20 protein-coding genes are annotated in these 21,757 nt (G+C 67.4%); 16 read left to right on the top strand and 4 right to left on the bottom strand.

What is annotated here, in order from left to right:
• Positions 1-154: 154 nt before the first annotated feature.
• A complete protein-coding gene (locus C7H84_RS08930; protein WP_205611408.1) occupies positions 155-877 on the bottom strand; it encodes an FCD domain-containing protein in 723 nt (240 codons plus the stop codon).
• A 212-nt stretch (positions 878-1,089) separates the two neighbouring features.
• On the opposite strand from C7H84_RS08930, the gene C7H84_RS08925 reads away from it, so the two are divergent.
• The 3 genes from C7H84_RS08925 to C7H84_RS08915 all read left to right on the top strand — a co-directional run bounded on the left by C7H84_RS08925 (position 1,090) and on the right by C7H84_RS08915 (position 4,060).
• Complete coding sequence (locus C7H84_RS08925; protein WP_121858564.1) at positions 1,090-2,409, top strand: C4-dicarboxylate transporter DctA; 1,320 nt, start codon at positions 1,090-1,092, stop codon at positions 2,407-2,409.
• 104 nt (positions 2,410-2,513) lie between these two features.
• On the top strand, positions 2,514-3,521 hold the full coding sequence (gene alc, locus C7H84_RS08920; RefSeq protein ID WP_121858472.1) for an allantoicase: 1,008 nt from the start codon (positions 2,514-2,516) through the stop codon (positions 3,519-3,521).
• Between the two features lie 14 nt (positions 3,522-3,535).
• A complete protein-coding gene (locus C7H84_RS08915; protein ID WP_121858471.1) occupies positions 3,536-4,060 on the top strand; it encodes an ureidoglycolate lyase in 525 nt (174 codons plus the stop codon).
• A 250-nt stretch (positions 4,061-4,310) separates the two neighbouring features.
• On the opposite strand, the gene fur is transcribed toward C7H84_RS08915, so the two are convergent.
• A complete protein-coding gene (gene fur, locus C7H84_RS08910; protein WP_006400349.1) occupies positions 4,311-4,739 on the bottom strand; it encodes a ferric iron uptake transcriptional regulator in 429 nt (142 codons plus the stop codon).
• Positions 4,740-4,881: 142 nt separating this feature from the next.
• Here fur and C7H84_RS08905 point away from each other — a divergent pair, with 142 nt between their 5' ends.
• From C7H84_RS08905 to C7H84_RS08865, 9 genes are all read left to right on the top strand, one after another.
• Entirely contained in the window at positions 4,882-5,694 is an 813-nt protein-coding gene (locus C7H84_RS08905; RefSeq protein ID WP_121858470.1) for an outer membrane protein assembly factor BamE, read from the top strand.
• Positions 5,695-5,759: 65 nt separating this feature from the next.
• The gene (gene dapB / locus C7H84_RS08900) at positions 5,760-6,557 is read left to right on the top strand and encodes a 4-hydroxy-tetrahydrodipicolinate reductase (protein ID WP_121858469.1); all 798 of its coding nucleotides are present in this window, start codon (positions 5,760-5,762) and stop codon (positions 6,555-6,557) included.
• Between the two features lie 19 nt (positions 6,558-6,576).
• Positions 6,577-7,245, top strand: coding sequence for a MotA/TolQ/ExbB proton channel family protein (locus C7H84_RS08895; RefSeq protein WP_121858468.1), 669 nt, complete (start codon positions 6,577-6,579; stop codon positions 7,243-7,245).
• 24 nt (positions 7,246-7,269) lie between these two features.
• Positions 7,270-7,725: a biopolymer transporter ExbD gene (locus tag C7H84_RS08890; protein WP_121858467.1), complete on the top strand. Its 456-nt coding sequence runs from the start codon at positions 7,270-7,272 to the stop codon at positions 7,723-7,725.
• A gap of 388 nt (positions 7,726-8,113) precedes the next feature.
• Positions 8,114-10,708 carry a leucine--tRNA ligase gene (gene leuS, locus C7H84_RS08885; protein ID WP_121858466.1) on the top strand — a complete coding sequence of 865 codons (2,595 nt, stop codon included), beginning with the start codon at positions 8,114-8,116 and terminating at the stop codon, positions 10,706-10,708.
• 38 nt (positions 10,709-10,746) lie between these two features.
• Positions 10,747-11,301 (top strand): LPS assembly lipoprotein LptE, encoded by a 555-nt coding sequence (lptE, locus tag C7H84_RS08880; protein WP_121858465.1) that lies wholly within the window; start codon positions 10,747-10,749, stop codon positions 11,299-11,301.
• Positions 11,302-11,319: 18 nt separating this feature from the next.
• A complete protein-coding gene (holA, locus tag C7H84_RS08875) occupies positions 11,320-12,414 on the top strand; it encodes a DNA polymerase III subunit delta (RefSeq protein ID WP_121858464.1) in 1,095 nt (364 codons plus the stop codon).
• Positions 12,415-12,553: 139 nt separating this feature from the next.
• Positions 12,554-13,825, top strand: a complete 1,272-nt coding sequence (locus C7H84_RS08870) for a glutamate-5-semialdehyde dehydrogenase (protein ID WP_121858463.1) — start codon at positions 12,554-12,556, stop codon at positions 13,823-13,825.
• A 17-nt stretch (positions 13,826-13,842) separates the two neighbouring features.
• The gene (locus C7H84_RS08865) at positions 13,843-14,265 is read left to right on the top strand and encodes a CopD family protein (protein WP_121858462.1); all 423 of its coding nucleotides are present in this window, start codon (positions 13,843-13,845) and stop codon (positions 14,263-14,265) included.
• A gap of 141 nt (positions 14,266-14,406) precedes the next feature.
• Here C7H84_RS08865 and C7H84_RS08860 read toward each other — a convergent pair whose 3' ends face one another.
• Complete coding sequence (locus C7H84_RS08860; RefSeq protein ID WP_059236154.1) at positions 14,407-15,255, bottom strand: MurR/RpiR family transcriptional regulator; 849 nt, start codon at positions 15,253-15,255, stop codon at positions 14,407-14,409.
• Between the two features lie 293 nt (positions 15,256-15,548).
• Between C7H84_RS08860 and edd the strand changes: the two genes are divergently transcribed.
• The 4 genes from edd (at position 15,549) to C7H84_RS08835 (ending at position 20,153) form a co-directional block, all read left to right on the top strand.
• The gene (gene edd / locus C7H84_RS08855; protein ID WP_121858461.1) at positions 15,549-17,405 is read left to right on the top strand and encodes a phosphogluconate dehydratase; all 1,857 of its coding nucleotides are present in this window, start codon (positions 15,549-15,551) and stop codon (positions 17,403-17,405) included.
• A 19-nt stretch (positions 17,406-17,424) separates the two neighbouring features.
• A complete protein-coding gene (gene eda, locus C7H84_RS08850; protein WP_121858460.1) occupies positions 17,425-18,051 on the top strand; it encodes a bifunctional 4-hydroxy-2-oxoglutarate aldolase/2-dehydro-3-deoxy-phosphogluconate aldolase in 627 nt (208 codons plus the stop codon).
• A 223-nt stretch (positions 18,052-18,274) separates the two neighbouring features.
• The gene (locus C7H84_RS08840; protein ID WP_121858459.1) at positions 18,275-19,636 is read left to right on the top strand and encodes a GntP family permease; all 1,362 of its coding nucleotides are present in this window, start codon (positions 18,275-18,277) and stop codon (positions 19,634-19,636) included.
• A gap of 13 nt (positions 19,637-19,649) precedes the next feature.
• A complete protein-coding gene (locus C7H84_RS08835; RefSeq protein ID WP_121858458.1) occupies positions 19,650-20,153 on the top strand; it encodes a gluconokinase in 504 nt (167 codons plus the stop codon).
• 138 nt (positions 20,154-20,291) lie between these two features.
• On the opposite strand, the gene purB is transcribed toward C7H84_RS08835, so the two are convergent.
• Positions 20,292-21,680: an adenylosuccinate lyase gene (gene purB, locus C7H84_RS08830; RefSeq protein WP_121858457.1), complete on the bottom strand. Its 1,389-nt coding sequence runs from the start codon at positions 21,678-21,680 to the stop codon at positions 20,292-20,294.
• Positions 21,681-21,757: the final 77 nt, after the last annotated feature.

Here is a 21,757-nt window from a genome sequence, read left to right as displayed (position 1 = left end):
TGACCTGCCGCATGCCGACGTGCTGCGACGGGACCCACAGCGCGATCAGCGCACAGGACAGCGCGCTCTCGCGTATCGCGATCCTTCGGGGCGATGAAAACGACAGGGCCGGAGAGCGGTTGACGCGCCGGCCTCGACCACGGGCCGGGCTGCGTCAGGTGCCCGGCGTCGGGAAGAAGATGCCCGCGCGCTGCGCGGCGTTAGCGATGTGCGTCTCGATCGCGATGCCTGCGGCGGCGGCATCGCGCGCGATCAGCGCGTCGACGATCGCGCGGTGCTCGTGCCACGTCGACAGCAGCAGCTCGCGCCGGTAGAACGGCATGCGCTGGCTTTCCTTCATGATGTCCGCGCTGCTGCGCAGCACCGACTCGATCGCGGCGTTGCCGGCGAGATGGATGATCCGCATGTGGAAGTCGAAGTCGAGCCGCGACGCTTCGTCGAGCGCGCTGTCGGTCAGCGCGACGTGCAGGTCGGCGAGGTTCTCCTCGAACCATGCGATGTCGTGGTCGGTGACCACGTGCGCGGCCATCCGCGCGGCGAATCCTTCGAGCGCATAGCGCATCTGGTACGTATCGGGCGGCGACGACTGCTCGGCGAACTGCCACGGATGCGCGGCCGTCGCCTGCGCGCTTTCGACATACACGCCCTTGCCGGCGCGGATGCGCAGCATTCCGAGCGCCTCGAGCGTGGACAGCGCCTCGCGCAGCGACGCGCGGCTGATCTCCAGCTCCTCGGAGAGCTGGCGCTGGGCCGGCAGCAGGCTGCCGACGGGATACACGCCTGCCTCGATCCGGTCACGGATCGTCGCGATGGCGGCGTCGGTCACGGTGTGCGGAACGTTTTTCATGATGTGAACGATGGCCGGTCTGACCGGCATTGTAATCCGCACGCGCGCGGTCCACGACCGACCTACGGGAAAGCCACGATCAAACGCGCTCTGGTGCAGTGCCGCACGGCGCGGGAGGGCGGGAAATCCCTATTTTGTTCGTCCTTGACGCGACTATATCGGCTTCCTACTATCCACCATAACATCACTGGTCTTACCAGTATGAACAGACGAAACTGCAACCGTTGGATCGGGAGAGCGCCGTGTCGAAATTCCTCAATTCGCTGTTTGGCCGGGTAGTCGTCGCATTAATCCTCGGGGTCGCGCTGGGCGCGTTCTTCCCGCATTTCGCCGAGTCGCTGCGACCGCTCGGCGATGGTTTCCTGAAGCTCATCAAGATGGTCATCGGCCCGATCGTGTTCTGCGTCGTGGTCAGCGGGATGGCCAATGCGGGCGACCTGAAGAAGGTCGGCCGGGTCGGCCTGAAGGCGGTCATCTACTTCGAGGTGATGACGACGCTTGCGCTCGGCATCGGGCTCGTGCTCGCATGGCTCACGCGCCCGGGCGTCGGAATGAACATCGACCTGCACTCGCTCGACGCGGCGTCGCTGTCGACGTACGCGAAGAACGCCGAAAGCCTGAAGGACACGGCCGGCTACCTGATGAAGATCATCCCCGAGACCGCGATCGACGCGTTCGCGAAGGGCGACATCCTGCAGATCCTCGTGTTCGCGGTGCTGTTCGGCTCCGCGCTGTCGCTGCTCGGCGACAAGGCGCAGCGCGTGAACAGCCTGATCGAGGAGCTGTCGCACGTGTTCTTCAAGATCATCGGCTTCATCATCAAGCTCGCGCCGCTCGGCGTGCTCGGCGCGATCGCGTTCACGACCGGCAAGTACGGCGTTTCGTCGCTCAAGCAGCTCGGCTATCTGGTCGCGGTGTTCTACCTGAGCTGCATCGTGTTCGTCACGGTGGTGCTCGGCGCGGTGATGCGGCTGGCGGGCTTCTCGGTGTTCAAGCTGATCCGCTACCTGCGCGAGGAACTGTCGATCGTGCTCGGCACGGCATCGTCGGACGCGGTGCTGCCGCAGGTGATGAGCAAGCTCGAATACATGGGCATCAAGGATTCGACGGTCGGCCTCGTGATCCCGACCGGCTATTCGTTCAACCTCGACGGCTTCTCGATCTACCTGACGCTCGCCGTGCTGTTCATCGCGCAGGCCACCAACACGCCGCTGTCCACGCATGACCTGATCGTCGTGCTGCTCGTGTCGCTCGTCACGTCGAAGGGTGCGCACGGGATTCCCGGCTCGGCGATCGTGATCCTCGCGGCGACGCTGTCGGCGATCCCCGCGATCCCGGTGCTCGGCCTCGTGCTGATCCTGCCGGTCGACTGGTTCGTCGGCATCGCCCGCGCGCTGACCAACCTGATCGGCAACTGCGTCGCGACGGTGGTGGTCGCGGTGTGGGAGAACGACATCGACCGGGCCCGCGCGAAGCGCGTGCTGAACCGCGAGCTGCGCTACGTGGCCGACGCGCCGGGCAGCGCAGCACCGGTCGCGGGCGACCAGGCCCACGCGCTCTGAGCACACCCTCCGCGCGTGGCGCTTTTCCCGGCCGCTGCGCGCGAACGAATGTCCTGCGGCAGGCGCGACGATGCGCCGGTCCTTACCAAGATAATGGAGACGACATGGCAGCCCCCATCCTCGATCCGAATGCGCCGGCTTTCACGCGGCGCTACATGAACCTCGCCGACCCGCGCCTGGGCGCGCAGGCGCTCTTCGCCAGCGACGAATTCTTCGCGCCGAAGGAGCGGATGCTGAATCCGGAGCCGGCGGTCTTCATTCCCGGCAAGTACGACGATCACGGCAAGTGGATGGACGGCTGGGAAACGCGCCGCAAGCGCACGACCGGCCACGACTTCTGCGTGGTCCGGCTCGCGCGGCCGGGCGTGATTTATGGCGTCGATCTCGACACGAGCCACTTCACCGGCAACTTCCCGCCGGCCGCGTCGATCGAGGCCTGCGCGGCGGATGGCGACACGCCGCCGGACGACGCCGCATGGCGCACGATCGTCCCGGCGACGACGCTGCAGGGCAATTCGCATCACTACGTGAGCGTCGACGATGCGCAGCCGGTCACGCACCTGCGCGTGAACCTGTATCCGGACGGCGGGCTCGCGCGGTTGCGCGTGTACGGCCAGCCGCAGCGAGACTGGCGCCACGTGCCGGCGGGCGAGCTCGTCGATCTCGCGGCGATCGAGAACGGCGGCTACCTGGTGGCCGCGAACAACCAGCACTTCGGTCCGGCCTCGCAGATGCTGATGCCGGGGCGCGGCGCGAACATGGGCGACGGCTGGGAAACGCGCCGCCGCCGCGAGCCCGGCAACGACTGGGCGATCGTCGCGCTGGCGCGGCCGGGCATCATCCGGCGCGTCGAGGTCGACACGGCGTTCTTCAAGGGCAACTTCCCCGATCGTTGCTCGCTGCAGGCCGCGCACGTGACGGGCGGCACCGACGATTCGCTCGTCACGCAGGCGATGTTCTGGGCCGAACTGCTCGGCGAGCAGAAGCTGCAGATGGACCACGTGCACACGTTCGACCAGCTCGCGGCGCTTGGCCCCGTCACGCATGTGCGCTTCAACATCTTCCCGGACGGCGGCGTGTCGCGCCTGCGTCTGTGGGGCGAGCCGGCTTGAAGGAGGGCATCGGCATGAGCGGACCCCACATCCTGCGCGTCGAGCGCCTGACCCGCGAAGCGTTCACGCCGTTCGGCGACGTGATCGCGCTCGAAGGCGCGCGGCATTTCCCGATCAACGGCGGCACGACCGAGCGCTTCCACGATCTCGCGACGATCGACGTGTGCGCGGACGGCGGCCGGCCGCTCGTCAGCGTGTTCCGCGCGCAGCCGCGCGCGCTGCCGGTCGCGATCACGCTGATGGAGCGTCATCCGCACGGCAGCCAGGCGTTCATTCCGCTCGCGGCCGTGTCGCGCTACGCGATCGTCGTCGCGCCGGCCGGCGAGTTCAGGCCCGACGCGATGCGTGCGTTCCTGGCCGAGGGCTGGCAGGGCGTGAACTACGCGAAGGGCGTCTGGCACCACCCGCTGCTCGCGCTCGACGCGGTCAGCGACTTCGTGATCGTCGATCGCGGCGGCCCGCAGCCGAACTGCGACGAGATTCCGCTCGACGACGCGTGGGCGCTCGAGTTCGAGCCGGCGTGCGCCGGCGCGGCCTGATCCGCGGCGAAGGCGGCATCGGGCGTCAGGCTTCGCGCACGACGCATCGCGCGGATCGAGCGGATCGAGCGGATCGAGCGCCACGTAGCGACGATGCGGCACGGCTCGCCGCCGCCGCATGCTCGATCGAAAACGTTCCCGAACCGGCCCGCGCGCGACGTGCGGGCCGTTTTTCATTCCGGCCCGAAAACGACACGGCCCGGGCGGCGAGGTGCCGGCCGGGCCGTCGCGCATGCGCGCCGAATGCGGATCAGTGCTTGCGGTGCGGGCAGTTCTCGGTCGTGCAGGAACCGTACATCGCGAGTGAGTGTTCCTGGAGCCGGAAGCCGCGTTCCTTCGCGATCGCTTGCTGGCGGGATTCGATCTCGGCATCGAAGAACTCTTCGACGCGGCCGCAATCGAGGCAGACGAGGTGATCGTGGTGCGAACCTTCGTTCAGTTCGAACACGGCCTTGCCGGATTCGAAGTTGCTGCGTGAGAGCAGGCCAGCTTGCTCGAACTGCGTCAGCACGCGGTAAACGGTGGCGAGCCCGATGTCGAGCTGCTCGTTGAGCAGGTTGCGGTAGACGTCTTCGGCCGTCAGGTGACGCACCGGGCTTTGCTGGAAGATCTCGAGAATCTTGAGGCGCGGTAGGGTGGCCTTTAGCCCGATATTCTTGAGATCCGTCGGATTGGTCATGGCTAGGCATCCCTAGAGTACAATGCAGGGCTTCAATGTTACCGGCTTTTCGCCGTTCCAGAAACACGCGCGGCCCGCGACGCGGGCCAGCTCGGTGAAGGAAATGTTCCCCGAATCTCTTATGCACTTTCAGAGGAGTCGCATGCGGAGTGCCATCATCGCTGCCGCCGCCGTTGCCGCGCTGGCTGGTTGTTCGTCGTACGACAGCGTGACGCAGCGCATTGCGCAGAGCATCACGCCCTATCGGATCACCGTAGTGCAGGGCAACTTCGTGTCGCAGGAGAAGGCCGCGCAGCTGCAGGCCGGGATGACGCGCGAGCAAGTCCGCGCGTTGCTCGGTACGCCGCTGCTGGCGGACATGTTCCATGCCGACCGCTGGGATTACCTCTTTTACTTCAAGCGCGGCTCGACGTCCGTCGTCCAGCAGCGCGACCTCGTGCTGACGTTCGCGGGCGATCGCCTCGCCAGCTGGACGGGCGCCGACAACCTGCCGTCCGAGCTCGACCTGCTGGCCGATATCGATGGCGACCGCGGCGGCAAGAAGGCGAAGGCCGCGGCCGCGGCCAAGAAGGCGTCGGAAGCCGCCGCAGCCGCTGCGGCCGCGAGCGCGGCGCAGGCGACCGCTGCCGCGAGCCCGTCCGCCGAGCCGGCGTCCGCCGCGGTGCTCGACCAGGATGCGAACGCCCAGGCGGCGCGCGCGGCGAACCGCGCGACCAACCAGGTGTCCGGGCAGGGCTCGGCGTCCCGCCGCTTCACGCCGTCCGCGAAGGCTTCGGCCGGCGCGCCGGTGCCGGGCGGCCAGCCGCCGGGCGCCGCGCCGGCGATCCAGCCGCAGTTCCAGTTCCATCGCCCGCCGCAGCCGAACGCGACGAACGAAGCGGCGCCGCCCGTCGGCCCGCAAGGCTCCGACAACCTGCAGAACCAGCCGCTCACCGCGCCGGCCCAGTCGCAGTAAGCGGCCGGCGTGCGGAAACAGGGCGGCATGCGCCGCCCGCCTTTAGACCTGTCGTGTAGAAAGCCATGAAGATTGCGATTGCCGGTGCATCGGGCCGTATGGGCCGGATGCTGATCGAAGCCGTTCTCAACGATTCCGACGCGCAGCTCGTCGGCGCACTCGACCGCGCCGATTCGCCGTTCCTCGGCCAGGACGCGGGCGCGTTCCTCGGCAAGGAAACCGGGATCAAGCTGACCGACGATCTCGACGCCGTGTTCGCGCAGGCCGACTACCTGATCGACTTCACGCGGCCGGAAGGCACGATCGCGCACGTCGCGGCCGCGCTGCGCCACGACGTGAAGCTCGTGATCGGCACGACGGGCTTCACCGCCGAGCAGAAGGCCGAGCTGCAGGCCGCGGCCGGCAAGATCGGCATCGTGTTCGCGGCGAACATGAGCGTCGGCGTGAACGTCACGCTGAAGCTGCTCGAATTCGCGGCGAAGCATTTTTCGCACGGCTACGACATCGAGATCATCGAGGCGCACCACCGTCACAAGGTCGACGCGCCGTCGGGCACCGCGCTGATGATGGGCGAGGCCGTGGCCGGCGCGCTCGGGCGCTCGCTGGACGACTGCGCGGTGTACGGCCGCCAGGGCGTGACGGGCGAACGCGATCCGTCGTCGATCGGCTTCGCGGCCGTGCGCGGCGGCGACATCGTCGGCGACCACACGGTGCTGTTCGCCGGGATCGGCGAACGGATCGAGATCACGCACAAGTCGTCGAGCCGCGTGTCGTATGCGCAGGGCGCGCTGCGTGCGGTCCGCTTCCTGTCGGCGCATGGCGCCGGCCTGTTCGACATGCAGGACGTGCTCGGCCTGCGCTGACCCTCACGGGGAAACTCCGATGGCCATTCCCACCGGCGTTGTCCACTACCTCGAAAGCGGCGATGCGATCACGCATGCCGTCGCCTATGTGCTGCTGGCGATGTCCGTCGCCAGCTGGTGCTTCCTCCTGATGAAGGCCTGGCTCCTGGTCCGCGCGAAGCGGCAGGGGCCGCGCGCGCTCGCCGCGTTCTGGCGCGCCGCGTCGCTCGACGCGGGCATCGACGCGCTCGCCGGCGCCGATCGCGAACGTGTATTCGTGCCGCTCGCCGAAGCCGCGCGCGATGCGGCCGACGCACACGATCCGGCCGCGCTGGGCGCGCGCGTCGAGCGCAGCGAACGCGTGCTGCGGGCGCTGCGCCACGCGATGCTGCGCTCGCAGCGGCGCCTCGAGTTCGGTCAGGTGCTGCTCGCGTCGATCGGCAGCACCGCGCCGTTCGTCGGCCTGCTCGGCACCGTATGGGGCATCTACCACGCGCTCGGCAGCATTGCCGCGAGCGGGCAGGCGCAGATCGAGAACGTCGCGGGGCCGGTCGGCGAGGCGCTGATCATGACCGCGTTCGGGCTCGTCGTCGCGATTCCGGCGGTGCTCGCGTACAACATCCTCGGGCGGCTCGTCCGGCAGCTCGCCGAGGAGCTCGACGGCTTCGCGCGCGACCTGCACGTGTTCGTGTGCGCGCAGGGCGCCTGACGCGCCACCGGGGGAGGAACGATCATGGCATTCGGCGGACTGGAGCACCACAAGACGTCCGCGCCGATGGCGGAGATCAACATGACGCCGCTGATCGACGTGATGCTCGTGCTGCTCGTCATCTTCATCATCACCGCGCCGCTGATGACGCATGCGATCCGGCTCGACCTGCCGAAAGTCGCGGCGAGCGTCGCGCGCGATACGCCGCAGTCGGTCACGCTGTCGATCGACGATGCCGGCAAGCTGTACTGGGACGACACGCCCGTTGCACTCGACGCGCTGCCCGCGCGCTTCAAGGCCGCCGCGGCGGGCGCCGCGCCGCCCGAGCTGCGGCTGCGCGCGTCGCGCGCGACCCGCTACGACGTGATTGCGCAGGTGATGGGTGCCGCGCAGGCTGCCGGGCTCACGCGGATCGGCTTCGTCACCGATGTGCCGCCGGCGGGCGCCGCCGCGCCGGCCGCCTCGGGCGCGACTCGCTGACCGGCTGACTCGCGGGCTCGCTAACCCAGCTGATCGGCCGACCGGCTGACTCGCTGACTCACTGACTCACCGACTCACCGACCACCCGACCCGCCTCCCGCCCGCGTCATTCACGCCGCTCCCCCGGTCGACTGCCGGCAAGAATGCGCACCGGCCCGCAAGACCGGCCGTACCGCCCGCCACGAACGGTATAATCGTCGTTTCGCCCGGTCGGCAGGGTTTCGCCGGGTAACCTGGAGACCCTCCGGGTTACCCGGCGAATATCCGGAAACCATCAGGCAGGCCCGAGAACCGTGCGCCTGCTCCCGCCGCCGGGCTGCCCGATTTTCGTCCACTTCCGCGTGCCCGCCCCGTGGCGCGCCGCTTAAAGCCTAGTCCGAACCACACCATGCACGAGAGATACGTACCCGCCGACGTCGAAGCCGCCGCCCAGGGCGACTGGCGCGCAGCCGATGCCTACAAGACGAAGGAAGATTCGCAGAAGCCGAAGTTCTACTGCGTGTCGATGCTGCCGTACCCGTCCGGCAAGCTGCACATGGGTCACGTGCGCAACTACACGATCAACGACGTGATGTACCGTTATCTGCGGATGAACGGCTACAACACGCTGATGCCGATGGGTTGGGACGCGTTCGGGATGCCGGCCGAGAACGCCGCGATGGCGAACGGCGTGCCGCCCGCGAAGTGGACCTACGACAACATCGACTACATGAAGGGCCAGATGCAGTCGATGGGCCTCGCGATCGACTGGTCGCGCGAAATCGCGACGTGCAAGCCCGACTACTACAAGTGGAACCAGTGGCTGTTCCTGAAGATGCTCGAGAAGGGCATCGCGTACAAGAAGACGGGCACCGTGAACTGGGACCCGGTCGACCAGACCGTGCTCGCGAACGAGCAGGTGATCGACGGCCGCGGCTGGCGTTCGGGCGCGCTCGTCGAGAAGCGCGAGATCCCGATGTACTACCTGCGGATCACGCAGTACGCGGATGAGCTGCTGAACGATCTCGACGGCCTCGGCTGGCCCGAGCGCGTGAAGATCATGCAGCAGAACTGGATCGGCAAGAGCTTCGGCGTGAACTTCGGCTTCCCGTACGAACTCGACGGCGAGAAGGCGCTGCTGCGCGTGTTTACGACGCGTGCCGACACGATCATGGGCGTCACGTTCTGCGCGATCGCGGCCGAGCACCCGCTCGCCACGCGTCTCGCGCAGGGCAAGCCGGAACTGCAGGCGTTCATCGACGAATGCAAGCGCGGCGGCGTCGCCGAGGCCGACGTCGCGACGATGGAGAAGAAGGGCGTCCCGACGGGCTTCTCCGTCACGCACCCGTTGACCGGCGAGCCGGTCGAGGTGTGGATCGGCAACTACGTGCTGATGAGCTATGGCGAAGGCGCGGTGATGGGCGTGCCGGGCCACGACGAACGCGATTTCGCGTTCGCGAAGAAATACGACCTGCCGATCAAGCAGGTGATCGGCAGCGAAGGCCAGACCTACTCGCTCGACGCATGGCAGGAGTGGTACGGCGACAAGGAGACCGCGGTCTGCGTGAACAGCGGCAAGTACGACGGCCTGCGCTATGCGGAAGCGGTCGACGCGGTCGCGGCCGACCTGAAGGCCGGCGGCTTCGGCGACAAGCAGATCACGTGGCGCCTGCGCGACTGGGGCGTGTCGCGCCAGCGCTACTGGGGCACGCCGATCCCGATCATCCACTGCCCGTCGTGCGGCGACGTGCCGGTGCCGGAGCAGGACCTGCCGGTCGTGCTGCCGGAAGACCTCGTGCCGGACGGCTCGGGCAACCCGCTCGCGAAGTCCGAAGCGTTCCTGAACTGCACGTGCCCGAAGTGCGGCGCAGCCGCGAAGCGCGAAACCGACACGATGGACACCTTCGTCGATTCGTCGTGGTACTTCTCGCGCTACACGGCGCCGGACGCCGAGACCATGGTCGACGCGCGCACCGATTACTGGATGCCGATGGATCAATACATCGGCGGCATCGAGCATGCGATCCTGCACCTGCTGTATTCGCGCTTCTGGACCAAGGTGATGCGCGACCTCGGCCTCGTGAAGTTCGGCGAGCCGGCGAAGAACCTGCTCACGCAGGGGATGGTGCTGAACGAGACGTACTACCGCGAAGACGCAGCGGGCAAGAAGACCTGGTACAACCCGCTCGACGTGACGGTCACGCACGACGACAAGGGCCGCCCGGTCGGCGCGACGCTGAACGCGGACGGCCAGCCGGTCGTGCTCGGCGGCATCGAGAAGATGTCGAAGTCGAAGAACAACGGCGTCGATCCGCAACTGCTGATCGACCAGTACGGTGCCGACACCGCACGCCTGTTCACGATGTTCGCCGCGCCGCCCGAGCAGCAGCTCGAGTGGTCGGGCGCGGGCGTCGAAGGCGCGAGCCGCTTCCTGCGCCGCGTATGGAGCTTCGGCGCCGGCAATCGCGAGGCGCTCGCCGCCCGCGCCGGTTTCGACGCGGCGACGCTCGGCGATGCCGACAAGGCGTTGCGCCGCGAGATCTACAGCGTGCTGAAGCAGGCCGATTTCGACTACCAGCGTCTGCAGTACAACACGGTCGTGTCGGCCGCGATGAAGATGCTGAACGCGATCGACGGCGCGAAGGGCGCGACGCCGGCCGTGCTGCGCGAGACGTACGGCGTGCTGCTGCGCGTGCTGTACCCTGTCGTGCCGCACGTCACGTTCGAGCTGTGGAAGGCGCTCGGCTACGCGGACGAATTCGGCCCGCTGCTCGATGCACCGTGGCCGAAGGTCGACGAGGCCGCGCTCGAGCAGGCCGAGATCGAACTCGTGCTGCAGGTGAACGGCAAGGTGCGCGGCGCGCTGAAGGTCGCGAAGGACGCGAGCCGCGAGGCGATCGAAGCCGCGGCGGTGGCCGACGAAGCGTTCGCGAAGTTCAGCGACGGCAAGCCGGCGAAGAAGATCGTCGTCGTGCCCGGCCGCCTCGTGAACATCGTCGTCTGACGGCCGCGGGCCGTCGGGCGCACACAGAAGGAGCGAAGGTGATCCGCAGATCGTTTTTGATGCTCGCCGCCGGCAGCGCGCTCGCGCTGTCGGCATGCGGTTTCCAGCTGCGCGGCCAGCAGAACTACGCGTTCAAGCAACTGCTGATCGCGGGTGCGCCGGCGGTCGTCGAGGCGCGGCTCACGCGCCTCGTCGAGGCCGGCAGCGACACGAAGATCGTCAAGTCGGCGGACGACGCCGACGCCGTGCTGCGCATGTGGGAGTCGCGCGGGCAGAACACGCTGACGCTCAACAAGTACGGCTCCGCGCAGGAATATGCGCTGTTCTACACGTTGAACTACACGCTGACGAGCAAGGACGGCACCGTGCTGATCCCGCCGAGCGCGATCGCGCTGAACCGCGCGATGACGTACAGCGACCAGTACACCAACGCGAAGGCGCAGGAAGCCGACATCCTGTATGGCGACATGCAGAACGACGCGGTCGACCAGCTGATGCGGCGTCTCGCGATCGTCCATTCGCTGACGCCGGCGCCGGAGGACGTGGTGCCGGGCGTGTCGCCGGGCGCGCCGCTGCCGCCGCCGCCGCTCTGATCGCGGGCGCATTCAGCGATGCAATTGCGACTTGATGCGCTGGAGCCGCACCTCGCGAAGGGGATGGCCGGGCTCTACACCGTCTATGGCGACGAGCCGCTGCTCGCGCAGGAAGCGTGCGACCGCATTCGTGCGGCCGCGCGCGCGGCGGGCTTCACCGAGCGCTCGGTGCATACGGTCGAGCGCGGCTTCGACTGGAGCGTACTGCTCGGCGCGACGCAGGCGATGTCGCTGTTCGGCGAGCGCCAGCTGATCGAGCTGCGCATTCCGTCCGGCAAGCCCGGCAAGGAAGGCGCCGACGCGCTGAAGACGCTCGCGGCCACGCCCAATCCCGACGCGCTGATGCTCGTCACGTTGCCGCGCCTCGACGCGGCAACGCAGAAATCCGCGTGGTTCACCGCGCTGCAGAACGGCGGCGTCGCGCTGAAGATCGATCCGGTCGACCGCGCGCAGCTGCCGAACTGGATCGGCCAACGCCTGTCGATGCAGGGCCAGCGCGTCGCGCCCGGCGACGACGGCCGGCGCGCGCTGCAGTTCATCGCGGAGCGCGTCGAGGGCAACCTGCTCGCCGCGCACCAGGAAATCCAGAAGCTCGGGCTGCTCTATCCGCAGGGCGTGCTGACGTTCGAGCAGGTGCACGACGCGGTGCTGAACGTCGCGCGCTACGACGTGTTCAAGCTGAACGAGGCGATGCTCGCGGGCGACGCCGCGCGGCTCGCGCGGATGATCGACGGGCTGAAGGGCGAGGGCGAGGCGATCGTGCTCGTGATGTGGGCCGTCGTCGAGGAACTGCGCACGCTGCTGCGGATCAAGCGCGGCGCGAACGCCGGCAAGCCGCTCGCCACGCTGCTGCGCGAGAACCGCGTATGGGGGCCGCGTGAACGGCTGATCGGCCCCGCGCTGAACCGCGTATCGGAACCCATGCTCGAGAAGGCGCTCGCGTTTGCCGCGAAGCTCGACCGGCAGGTGAAGGGGCTGTCGGCCGTCACGCCGGGCCGCCGCACGCAGGACGAGCCGCCGCCCGATCCGTGGGACGGCCTGTTCCAGCTCGCGATGACGGTCGCAGGCGCGCGCGGCGAGCGACCGCCGACCGCGGGTCGCGTGCGGCGTTAAGCCCCGTCCGGGCGTTCAGCGCACGCATCGCAACCCGCTTACAATATTTCGCTGACGCGGCGCGGCCTTGCCGGCGCCGCGCGTCCCGCTTCCCCACGAATTCACGCCGCGCCTAGCGGCTCGCTTCTCGAGTCACACGATGGATATCGACCAGTACATGACGGACCTGGGCCGCCGTGCCCGGCACGCTTCCCGCGCGATGGCGCGCGCCAGCACGGCCGCGAAGAACGCGGCGCTCGACGCCGTGGCCCGCGCGATCGAGCGCGACGCGCAGGCGCTGAAGGATGCGAATGCGCGCGACGTCGCCCGTGCCCGTGAAAAGGGGCTCGATGCGGCGTTCATCGACCGCCTGACGCTGTCCGACAAGGCGCTCGACACGATGGTCGAAGGGCTGCGCCAGGTCGCGTCGCTCGCCGATCCGATCGGCGAGATCGGCAACCTCAAGTACCGCCCGAGCGGGATCCAGGTTGGCCAGATGCGCGTGCCGCTCGGCGTGATCGGCATCATCTACGAGTCGCGTCCGAACGTGACGATCGACGCGGCCGCGCTGTGCCTGAAGTCGGGCAACGCGACGATCCTGCGCGGCGGCTCCGAGGCGCTCGAATCGAATGCGGCGCTCGCGAAGCTGATCGGTGAAGGGCTCGAGGCGGCCGGCCTGCCGCAGGATGCGGTGCAGGTCGTCGCGACCGCCGATCGCGCGGCGGTCGGCAAGCTGATCACGATGACCGAATACGTCGACGTGATCGTGCCGCGCGGCGGCAAGAGCCTGATCGAGCGCCTGATCAACGAGGCGCGCGTGCCGATGATCAAGCATCTCGACGGCATCTGCCACGTGTACGTCGACGATCGTGCCGATGTCGCGAAGGCGCTGACCGTGTGCGACAACGCGAAGACGCACCGCTACGGCACCTGCAACACGATGGAGACGCTGCTCGTGTCGAGCGGCATCGCGGCCGCGCTGCTGCCGTCGCTCGGCAAGCTGTATCGCGACAAGCAGGTCGAGCTGCGCGTCGACGAAGCCGCGCGCGCGGTGCTCGCCGAAGCCGGCGTCGGCCCGCTCGTCGACGCGACCGAGGAAGACTGGCACACCGAGTATCTCGCGCCGGTGCTCGCGATCAAGGTCGTCGATGGCCTCGACGCCGCGATCGAGCACATCAACCATTACGGCTCGCATCACACCGATGCGATCGTCACCGAGGATCACGACCGCGCGATGCGCTTCCTGCGCGAAGTCGATTCGGCGAGCGTGATGGTCAACGCGTCGACGCGCTTCGCGGACGGCTTCGAATTCGGTCTCGGCGCGGAAATCGGCATCTCGAACGACAAGCTGCACGCGCGCGGCCCCGTCGGCCTGGAAGGGCTGACGTCGCTGAAGTACGTGGTGCTCGGACACGGCGAAGGCCGTCAGTAACGCGAGGCGCACAATCGATGGCAATGCTCTGGGTCAAGACGTTCCACATCGTTCTGATCGCCGCGTGGTTCGCGGGGCTGTTCTACCTGCCGCGCATCTACGTGAACCTGGCCATGGAGACCGATCCGGCCGCGGTGCGCCGGCTGCTGCTGATGGCGCGCAAGCTGTTCCGCTTCATGACGCTGATCGCCGTGCCGGCGCTCGCATGCGGGCTGTGGCTGTGGCTCGTGATCGGCATCGGCCAGGGGCAGGGGTGGATTCACGCGAAGGTGACGGTGGTGCTGCTGCTGATCGTCTATCACGCGTATTGCGGGCACTTGCTGAAGGTGTTCGAGCGCGGCGAGAACCGCCGCTCCGACAAGTGGTATCGCGTGTTCAACGAGCTGCCGGTGCTCGGCATGCTTGCCGCGGTCGCGCTGGTCGTGATCAAGCCGTTCTGAATCGGCGGCACGGCACTGCTGCCGGCGACCCATGCGCAACGGCGCCCCTCGGGGCGCCGTTGTTCGTTTACGTGCATGCCAGGTAGCCGCTGATCCGCCGGATCGCGCGTGGGTCATGCGCCGGCGGCACGCCGTGCCCGGTCAATCCTTCGTGCCGTCGTCGATCCGGCGGCGCGTGATCGCTTCCTTAGCGCGGCCGACGCGCTCCATCAGCGCCGGCCCGCGCGACAGCGCGACGCCGACCGCGAGGATGTCGCCGATCGCGAGATGCGACATCCGCGACGTCATCGGCGAGAACACGTCGGTTTCCTCGGCGACGTTCGACGCGAGGCTCACCGTCGCGAGCTTCGCGAGCGGCGAATGGCTCTGCGTGATCGCGACGACCTTCGCGCCGCACGCGAGCGCCGAGCGCGCCGCGTCGACGATGTCGCGCGTGCGGCCGGTGTTCGAGATCGCGACGACGACATCATGCGGCCCGAGCAGCGCCGACGACATCGAGAACGTGTGCGGATCCGAATACGCGACGCTCGGCACGCCGAGCCGGAAGAACTTGTGCTGGATGTCCTGCGCGGCGATGCCCGAGCCGCCGGCGCCGTAGAACTCGATGCGCGACGCGTTCGACAGCAGCGCGATCGCGTCGGCGACGCTGCCGGCCGACAGGCTGTTGCGCACCTCGATCAGCGCGCCGATCGTGCGGTCGAACACCTTGCCGATGATGCCGGGCGCGGGCTCGTCGGGCTCGACGTCGCGATACACCGACGACACGCCCGGCGCGACGCTCTGCGCGAGCCGGATCTTGAATTCACGAAAGCCGCTGCAGCCGAGCGCCTGGCAAAAGCGTGCGATGGTCGGCTGGCTGACGCCCGCGCGGGTGGACAGCTCGGTCATCGCGAGGTCGAGCACCTCGCGCGGCGCGGCGAGGATGTAGTCGGCGAGCTTGCGCTCGGACGGGCGCAGGTCGGCGCGGATCGCTTCAATGCGAGGCAGCATGGGACGGCGGATGGAAATCGGGTTCGGATGAGCGAGTGTATCGCAATCGAATTGTAGAAAATCTACAAGAAAATGCTAGCACCATCGCCGGTAATTCATGAGGGTGGTAGTGGTGTGGATTAGGGTTTTCACTAGGTAAAGCCTTGCTGGTGGCGGGAACGAGGGTTGCGGGCACATTGATCCGCATTGCATGCTTGTAGTTTTTCTACTAGACTGGCTTCGTTCGTTCGACGCACTCGATCGTCCCCACGATTCCAACCGCCGGTGTCGTCCGGCATACAGGAGCGCCCAGCATGACGTCGCTGCACCCCACTCTGGCGAAAGTCACCGAACGCGTGATCGCCCGCAGCCTATCGACCCGTTCCGCCTATCTGCAGCGCATCGACGGCGCGCAAGGCAAGTTCCCGGCGCGCGGCGCGCTGTCGTGCGCCAATCTCGCGCACGGCTTTGCGGGTCTGGAAGGCAGCGACAAGTTCCAGATCAAGGCGATCCGCGAGCCGAACATCGGCATCGTGTCCTCGTACAACGAGATGCTGTCCGCGCACGCACCGTACAAGGATTTCCCCGACATCATCAAGGCCGCCGCGCGCGAGAACGGCGGTGTCGCTCAGTTTGCGGGCGGCGTGCCGGCGATGTGCGACGGCGTCACGCAGGGCAACCCGGGGATGGAGTTGTCGCTGTTCTCGCGCGAGGCGATCGCGATGGGTACGGCGATCGCGCTCACGCACAACATGTTCGACGCGGCGCTGTGCCTCGGCATCTGCGACAAGATCGTGCCGGGCCTCCTGATCGGCGCGCTGCAGTTCGGCCATCTGCCGACCATCTTCGTGCCGGCCGGCCCGATGACGAGCGGCCTGTCGAACGACGACAAGGCGAAGATCCGCCAGCAGTTCGCGACCGGCCAGGTCGGCCGCGACGCGCTGCTCGAAGCCGAATCGGCCGCGTATCACGGCCACGGCACCTGCACGTTCTACGGCACCGCGAACAGCAACCAGATGCTGATGGAGCTGATGGGCCTGCACCTGCCGGGCTCGGCATTCGTCCATCCGCATACGCCGCTGCGCGACGCGCTGACCGCGCAAGCCGCGCGCCGCGTGCTCGACTTGACCGTCGAGCGCGGCCAGTACACGCCGATCGGCCATGTGATCGACGAGAAGGCGATCGTCAACGGGATCGTCGCGCTGCTCGCGACGGGCGGCTCGACCAACCACACGCTGCACCTCGTCGCGATCGCGCGCGCGGCCGGCATCCTGATCGACTGGAACGATTTCGACGAACTGTCGGCCGTGGTGCCGCTGCTCGCGAAGATCTATCCGAACGGCAAGGCCGACGTGAACCATTTCCATGCTGCGGGCGGCGTCGCGTTCCTGGTGCGCAACCTGCTCGAAGGCGGGCTGCTGCACGAAGACGTGACGACGGTCGCGGGCAAGGGCCTGTCGCACTACACGAAGGAGCCGAAGCTGATCGACGGCAAGCTCACGTGGGTCGACGGCACGGCCGAGAGCCACGACACCAAGGTGCTGCGCGGCATCCGCGAGCCGTTCCAGCCCGACGGCGGCCTGCGCCTGATGCAGGGCCGGCTCGGCCGCGGCGTGATCAAGATCTCGGCGGTCGCGCCGGAACACCGCAAGGTAAAGGCGCCGGCGATCGTGTTCGATTCGCAGGAAGCCGTGCAGGCGGCATTCGATCGCGGCGAGCTGAAGCGCGATTTCGTCGCGGTCGTGCGCTTCCAGGGCGCGCGTGCGAACGGGATGCCTGAGCTCCACCGTTTGACGCCGCTGCTCGGCGTGCTGCAGGATCAGGGCTTCCACGTCGCGCTGGTCACCGACGGCCGCATGTCCGGCGCGTCGGGCAAGGTGCCGGCCGTGATCCACGTGTCGCCGGAAGCGCTGCTCGCCGGCCCGATCGGCAAGGTGAAGACGGGCGACACGCTCGTGATCGACGCGGAAGCCGGCGTCCTCGACATCGAGGTCGACGAAGCGGAATGGCAAGCGCGCCCGGTCGCGCAGCCGCTGCATCAGGCCGAGAACGAGGTCGGTTTCGGGCGCGAACTGTTCGGCGTGTTCCGCGCGGCGGCCGCGCCGGCCGAGCAGGGCGCATCGGTTTTCGGGACGCTGGTCGGCGAAGCGGCCGTCGGCGTCGCTGCATGAATTTCAAGGAGTGTGATCAATGAAGACGATTGCTGAAATCGTGAAGCTGGGCCCGGTGATTCCGGTGCTCGCATTCGACTCGGTCGAGCAGGGCGAAAACGTGTCGCGCGCGTTGCACGCGGGCGGCGTCAAGGTGCTCGAAATCACGCTGCGCACGCCGGCGGGCCTCGAGGCGATCCAGCGCGCGAGCCAGCTTGCGGACGACATCGTCGTCGGCGTCGGCACGATCACGAAGCCCGAGCACTGCGCGCAGGCGAAGCGCGCGGGCGCGACGTTCGGCGTGTCGCCGGGCCTGACGAAGGAACTGCACCTCGCTTCGCTCGACGCGGGCCTGCCGCTGCTGCCGGGCGTGATGACGCCGAGCGACATCATCCAGGCGCTCGAATTCGGCTACGACATCGTAAAGTTCTTCCCCGCGCAGCAGGCGGGCGGCGTGCCGATGCTGCAGGCGTTCCACGGCCCGTTCCCGGGGCTGAAGTTCTGCCCGACGGGCGGGATCACGGTCGACACCGCGCCGAATTTCCTGAAGCTGCCGAACGTCGTGTGCGTCGGCGGCTCGTGGCTCACGCCGAAGGCCGCGCTCGCCGCGCAGGACTGGGCCGAAGTCACGCGCCTCGCGCAAGCCGCGAGCCAGCTGCCCCGTTAAACCTTGCGTCAAAGGACGGTTTAGCCCTCGGAAATCAAGCGCTTAGTGCTTGTTTTACCGAGGGTTTTTGCTGATGGAACCGGTTCTATCCGTGGACCGTAAAGATAAGTAAAATTCAGCGTCCTCACGGGGTGGGTACCCCCCGTGGTTTCGGAGACCTGCATAGCCGGGCATACTCGCAACAACTCGCCCGGTTTCGAACTAATCCAAGGAGGAGTGCCACATGGGGGCTGTCCAAGGCAGCATGCTGCTCGTATTCACGCTGATCGCGATTGCCGCGCTGATCCTGATGATCGCGCGCTACAAGATCTACCCGTTCCTGGTGCTGATCATCGTTTCGCTGGGCCTGGGTCTCGTCGTCGGCATGCCGATGGACAAGATCGTCAAGTCGTTCGAAACGGGCACCGGCGGCACGCTCGGCCACATCGCGATCGTCGTCGGCCTCGGCACGATGCTCGGCAAGATGATGGCCGAATCGGGCGGCGCCGAACGGATCGCGACCACGCTGATCAACTGGTTCGGTGAAAAGAACATCCACTGGGCGATGATGTTCGTCGCGATCATCGTCGGCCTGCCGGTGTTCTTCGAAGTCGGCTTCGTGCTGCTGATCCCGATCGCGTTCAACGTCGCGAAGCGCACCGGCAAGTCGCTGCTTGTCGTCGGCCTGCCGATGGTGGCCGGCCTGTCGGTCGTGCACGGGCTGATCCCGCCGCATCCGGCCGCGCTGCTGGCCGTCCAGCAATACGGCGCCGATATCGGCAAGACGATCGCGTTCGGCCTGGTCGTCGGCGTGCCGACCGCGATCATCGCGGGCCCGCTGTTCGCGCTGATGATCTCGAAGTTCGTGAAGCTGCCGGAAAACAACCCGCTCGCGTCGCAGTTCGTCGATACGCGCACGGATGGCAGCACGCGCGAACTGCCGAGCTTCGGCATCACGCTGTTCACGATCCTGCTGCCCGTCGTGCTGATGCTCGTCGGCAGCTGGGCCGACCTGGTGTTCGCACCGAAGTCGCTGCCGAACAACCTGCTGCGCTTTGCCGGCAACTCGGACGTCGCGCTGCTGATCGCCGTGCTCGTGAGCTTCTTCACGTTCGGCAAGCTGCAGGGCTTCAATCGCGACCAGATCCAGAAGTTCTGCGGCGAGTGTCTGGCGCCGATCGCCGGCATCACGCTGATCGTCGGCGCGGGCGGCGGCTTCGGCGGCGTCCTGCGCGACAGCGGAATCTCGCAGCAGATCGTCGAGACCGCGAAGCACGCGCACCTGTCGCCGCTGCTGCTCGGCTGGTTCGTCGCGGCGCTGATGCGTCTTGCGACGGGTTCGGCAACCGTCGCGATGACGACGGCCTGCGGCATCGTCGCGCCGATCGCGGCGGCGTCGGGTGCGGCGGTTCGTCCGGAGCTGCTGGTGCTCGCGACCGGCTCGGGTTCGCTGATCTTCTCGCACGTGAACGACGGCGGCTTCTGGCTGATCAAGGAATACTTCGGGATGACGGTCGGTCAGACTTTCAAGACCTGGTCGCTGCTTGAAACCATCATCTCGGTGCTCGGTCTGAGCTTTACGCTGCTGCTGAGCCTGGTTTTGTAACAAGGGGTAGTCAATGATTCTGATCGCAATGGGCGTGTCGGGCGCCGGCAAGTCGCTGATCGGCGAACTGCTGGCGGAACGCCTGTCGTGCAGCTATACCGATGGCGACGCGTTTCACAGCGCGGCGAACAAGGAAAAGATGCACCACGGCATTCCGCTGACCGATGAAGACCGCTGGCCCTGGCTGCGCACGATCCGCGCGGCCATCGAGGAAAAGCAGCGGGCCGGCGAGACGGCCGTGTTCACGTGCTCGTCGCTGAAGCGCTCGTACCGCGACGTGCTGCGCGGCACCGACACCGACGTGCGGTTCGTGTATCTGAAGGGTTCGTTCGACGTATTGCACGAGCGCCTGAAGAGCCGCACCGGCCATTTCTTCGATCCGTCGCTGCTGAAGAGCCAGCTCGACACGCTCGAGGAGCCGGGCCCGGACGAAGCGATCGAGGTCAGCATCGAGCTGACGCCCGAGCAGATCGTCGATGAAGTGATGGTGAAGCTCGGCTTGGCGCAGCAGCACTGAGCGCGGCTCGCGGCAATCGTCAGGCAAAGGTGCCCTGCGGGGCACCTTTGTCGTTTCTGGCGCCGTGCGCGGCGAACAAAAAAAGCCCGATGCGAATTGCTTCGCATCGGGCTTCGTTTCGTCCGGCGACGGCGGCGCTTACGCGATCCGCTTCGCCAGTTCGACGGCCTTGCCGATGTACGACGCAGGCGTCATCGCGAGCAGGCGATCCTTCGCGTCCTGCGGAATCGCCAGCGTGCCGACGAATTCCTGCAGCGCTTCGCGCGTGATGCCCTTGCCGCGGGTCAGCTCCTTCAGCTGCTCGTACGGGTTCTCGATGCCGTAGCGGCGCATCACCGTCTGCACCGGCTCGGCGAGCACTTCCCAGCAGTTGTCGAGATCGTCGTTCAGGCGCTGCGGGTTCACTTCGAGCTTGTCGAGGCCGCGGATCAGCGAGTCGTACGCGAGCAGCGAGTAGCCGAGCGCGACGCCCATGTTGCGCAGCACCGTCGAGTCGGTCAGGTCACGCTGCCAGCGCGACACCGGCAGCTTGTCGGCGAGGTGGCGCAGCGTTGCGTTCGCGAGGCCGAGGTTGCCTTCCGAGTTCTCGAAGTCGATCGGGTTGACCTTGTGCGGCATCGTCGACGAGCCGATCTCGCCGGCCTTCGTCTTCTGCTTGAAGTAGCCGACCGAGATGTAGCCCCACACGTCGCGGTCGAGGTCGAGCAGGATCGTGTTCGCGCGGGCGACCGCGTCGAACAGCTCGGCCATGTAGTCGTGCGGCTCGATCTGGATCGTGTACGGGTTGAAGGTGAGCTTCAGGCGGTTCTCGATCACGTCGCGCGAGAACGCTTCCCAGTCGAATTCCGGATACGCGGACAAGTGCGCGTTGAAGTTGCCGACCGCGCCGTTCATCTTGCCGAGGATCTCGACCTTCTCGATGCGCGCGATTGCGCGGGCGAGCCGCGCGGCGACGTTCGCGAGTTCCTTGCCGAGCGTCGTCGGGCTGGCCGGCTGGCCGTGCGTGCGCGACAGCATCGGCTGCTCGGCGAGCGCGTGCGACAGCGCGACGAGGCGCTGGTGGACCGTGCGCAGCGCCGGCACGATCACGTGCTCGCGCGCGCCGGCGAGCATCATGCCGTGCGACGTGTTGTTGATGTCTTCGGACGTGCACGCGAAGTGGATGAATTCGCTGGCCTTCTCGAGTTCGGCCTGGCCCTTCACCGATTCCTTCAGCCAGTATTCGACGGCCTTCACGTCGTGGTTCGTCACGCGCTCGATTTCCTTGATGCGCGCGGCGTCGTGCGCGGTGAAGCGCTCGGCGAGCTGCAGCAGGAATTGTTCGGACGCGTCGGAGAAGCGCGGGACTTCCGCGAAGCCGGCACGCGACAGCGCGATCAGCCAATGCACCTCCACGGTGACGCGGTGGCGCATGAAGGCGGCTTCGGAGAGCCAGTCGCGCAGCGCTTCGGTCTTGCTGGCGTAGCGGCCATCGATGGGCGAGAGCGCGGTGAGGGCGAAAAGCGTATCGGGACGAGTGTCGGACATGATCGGGCAGGGCCTTGGGGGCCGGGGCGAACGAGGGGGAGAATCCCGCATTTTACCATTGGCGCGCGCCGATCCCG

It is taken from the genome of Burkholderia sp. Nafp2/4-1b (assembly GCF_003635165.1).
Classification (GTDB): Bacteria; Pseudomonadota; Gammaproteobacteria; order Burkholderiales; family Burkholderiaceae; genus Burkholderia.
This window is presented reverse-complemented; position numbering and strand designations above follow the sequence as displayed.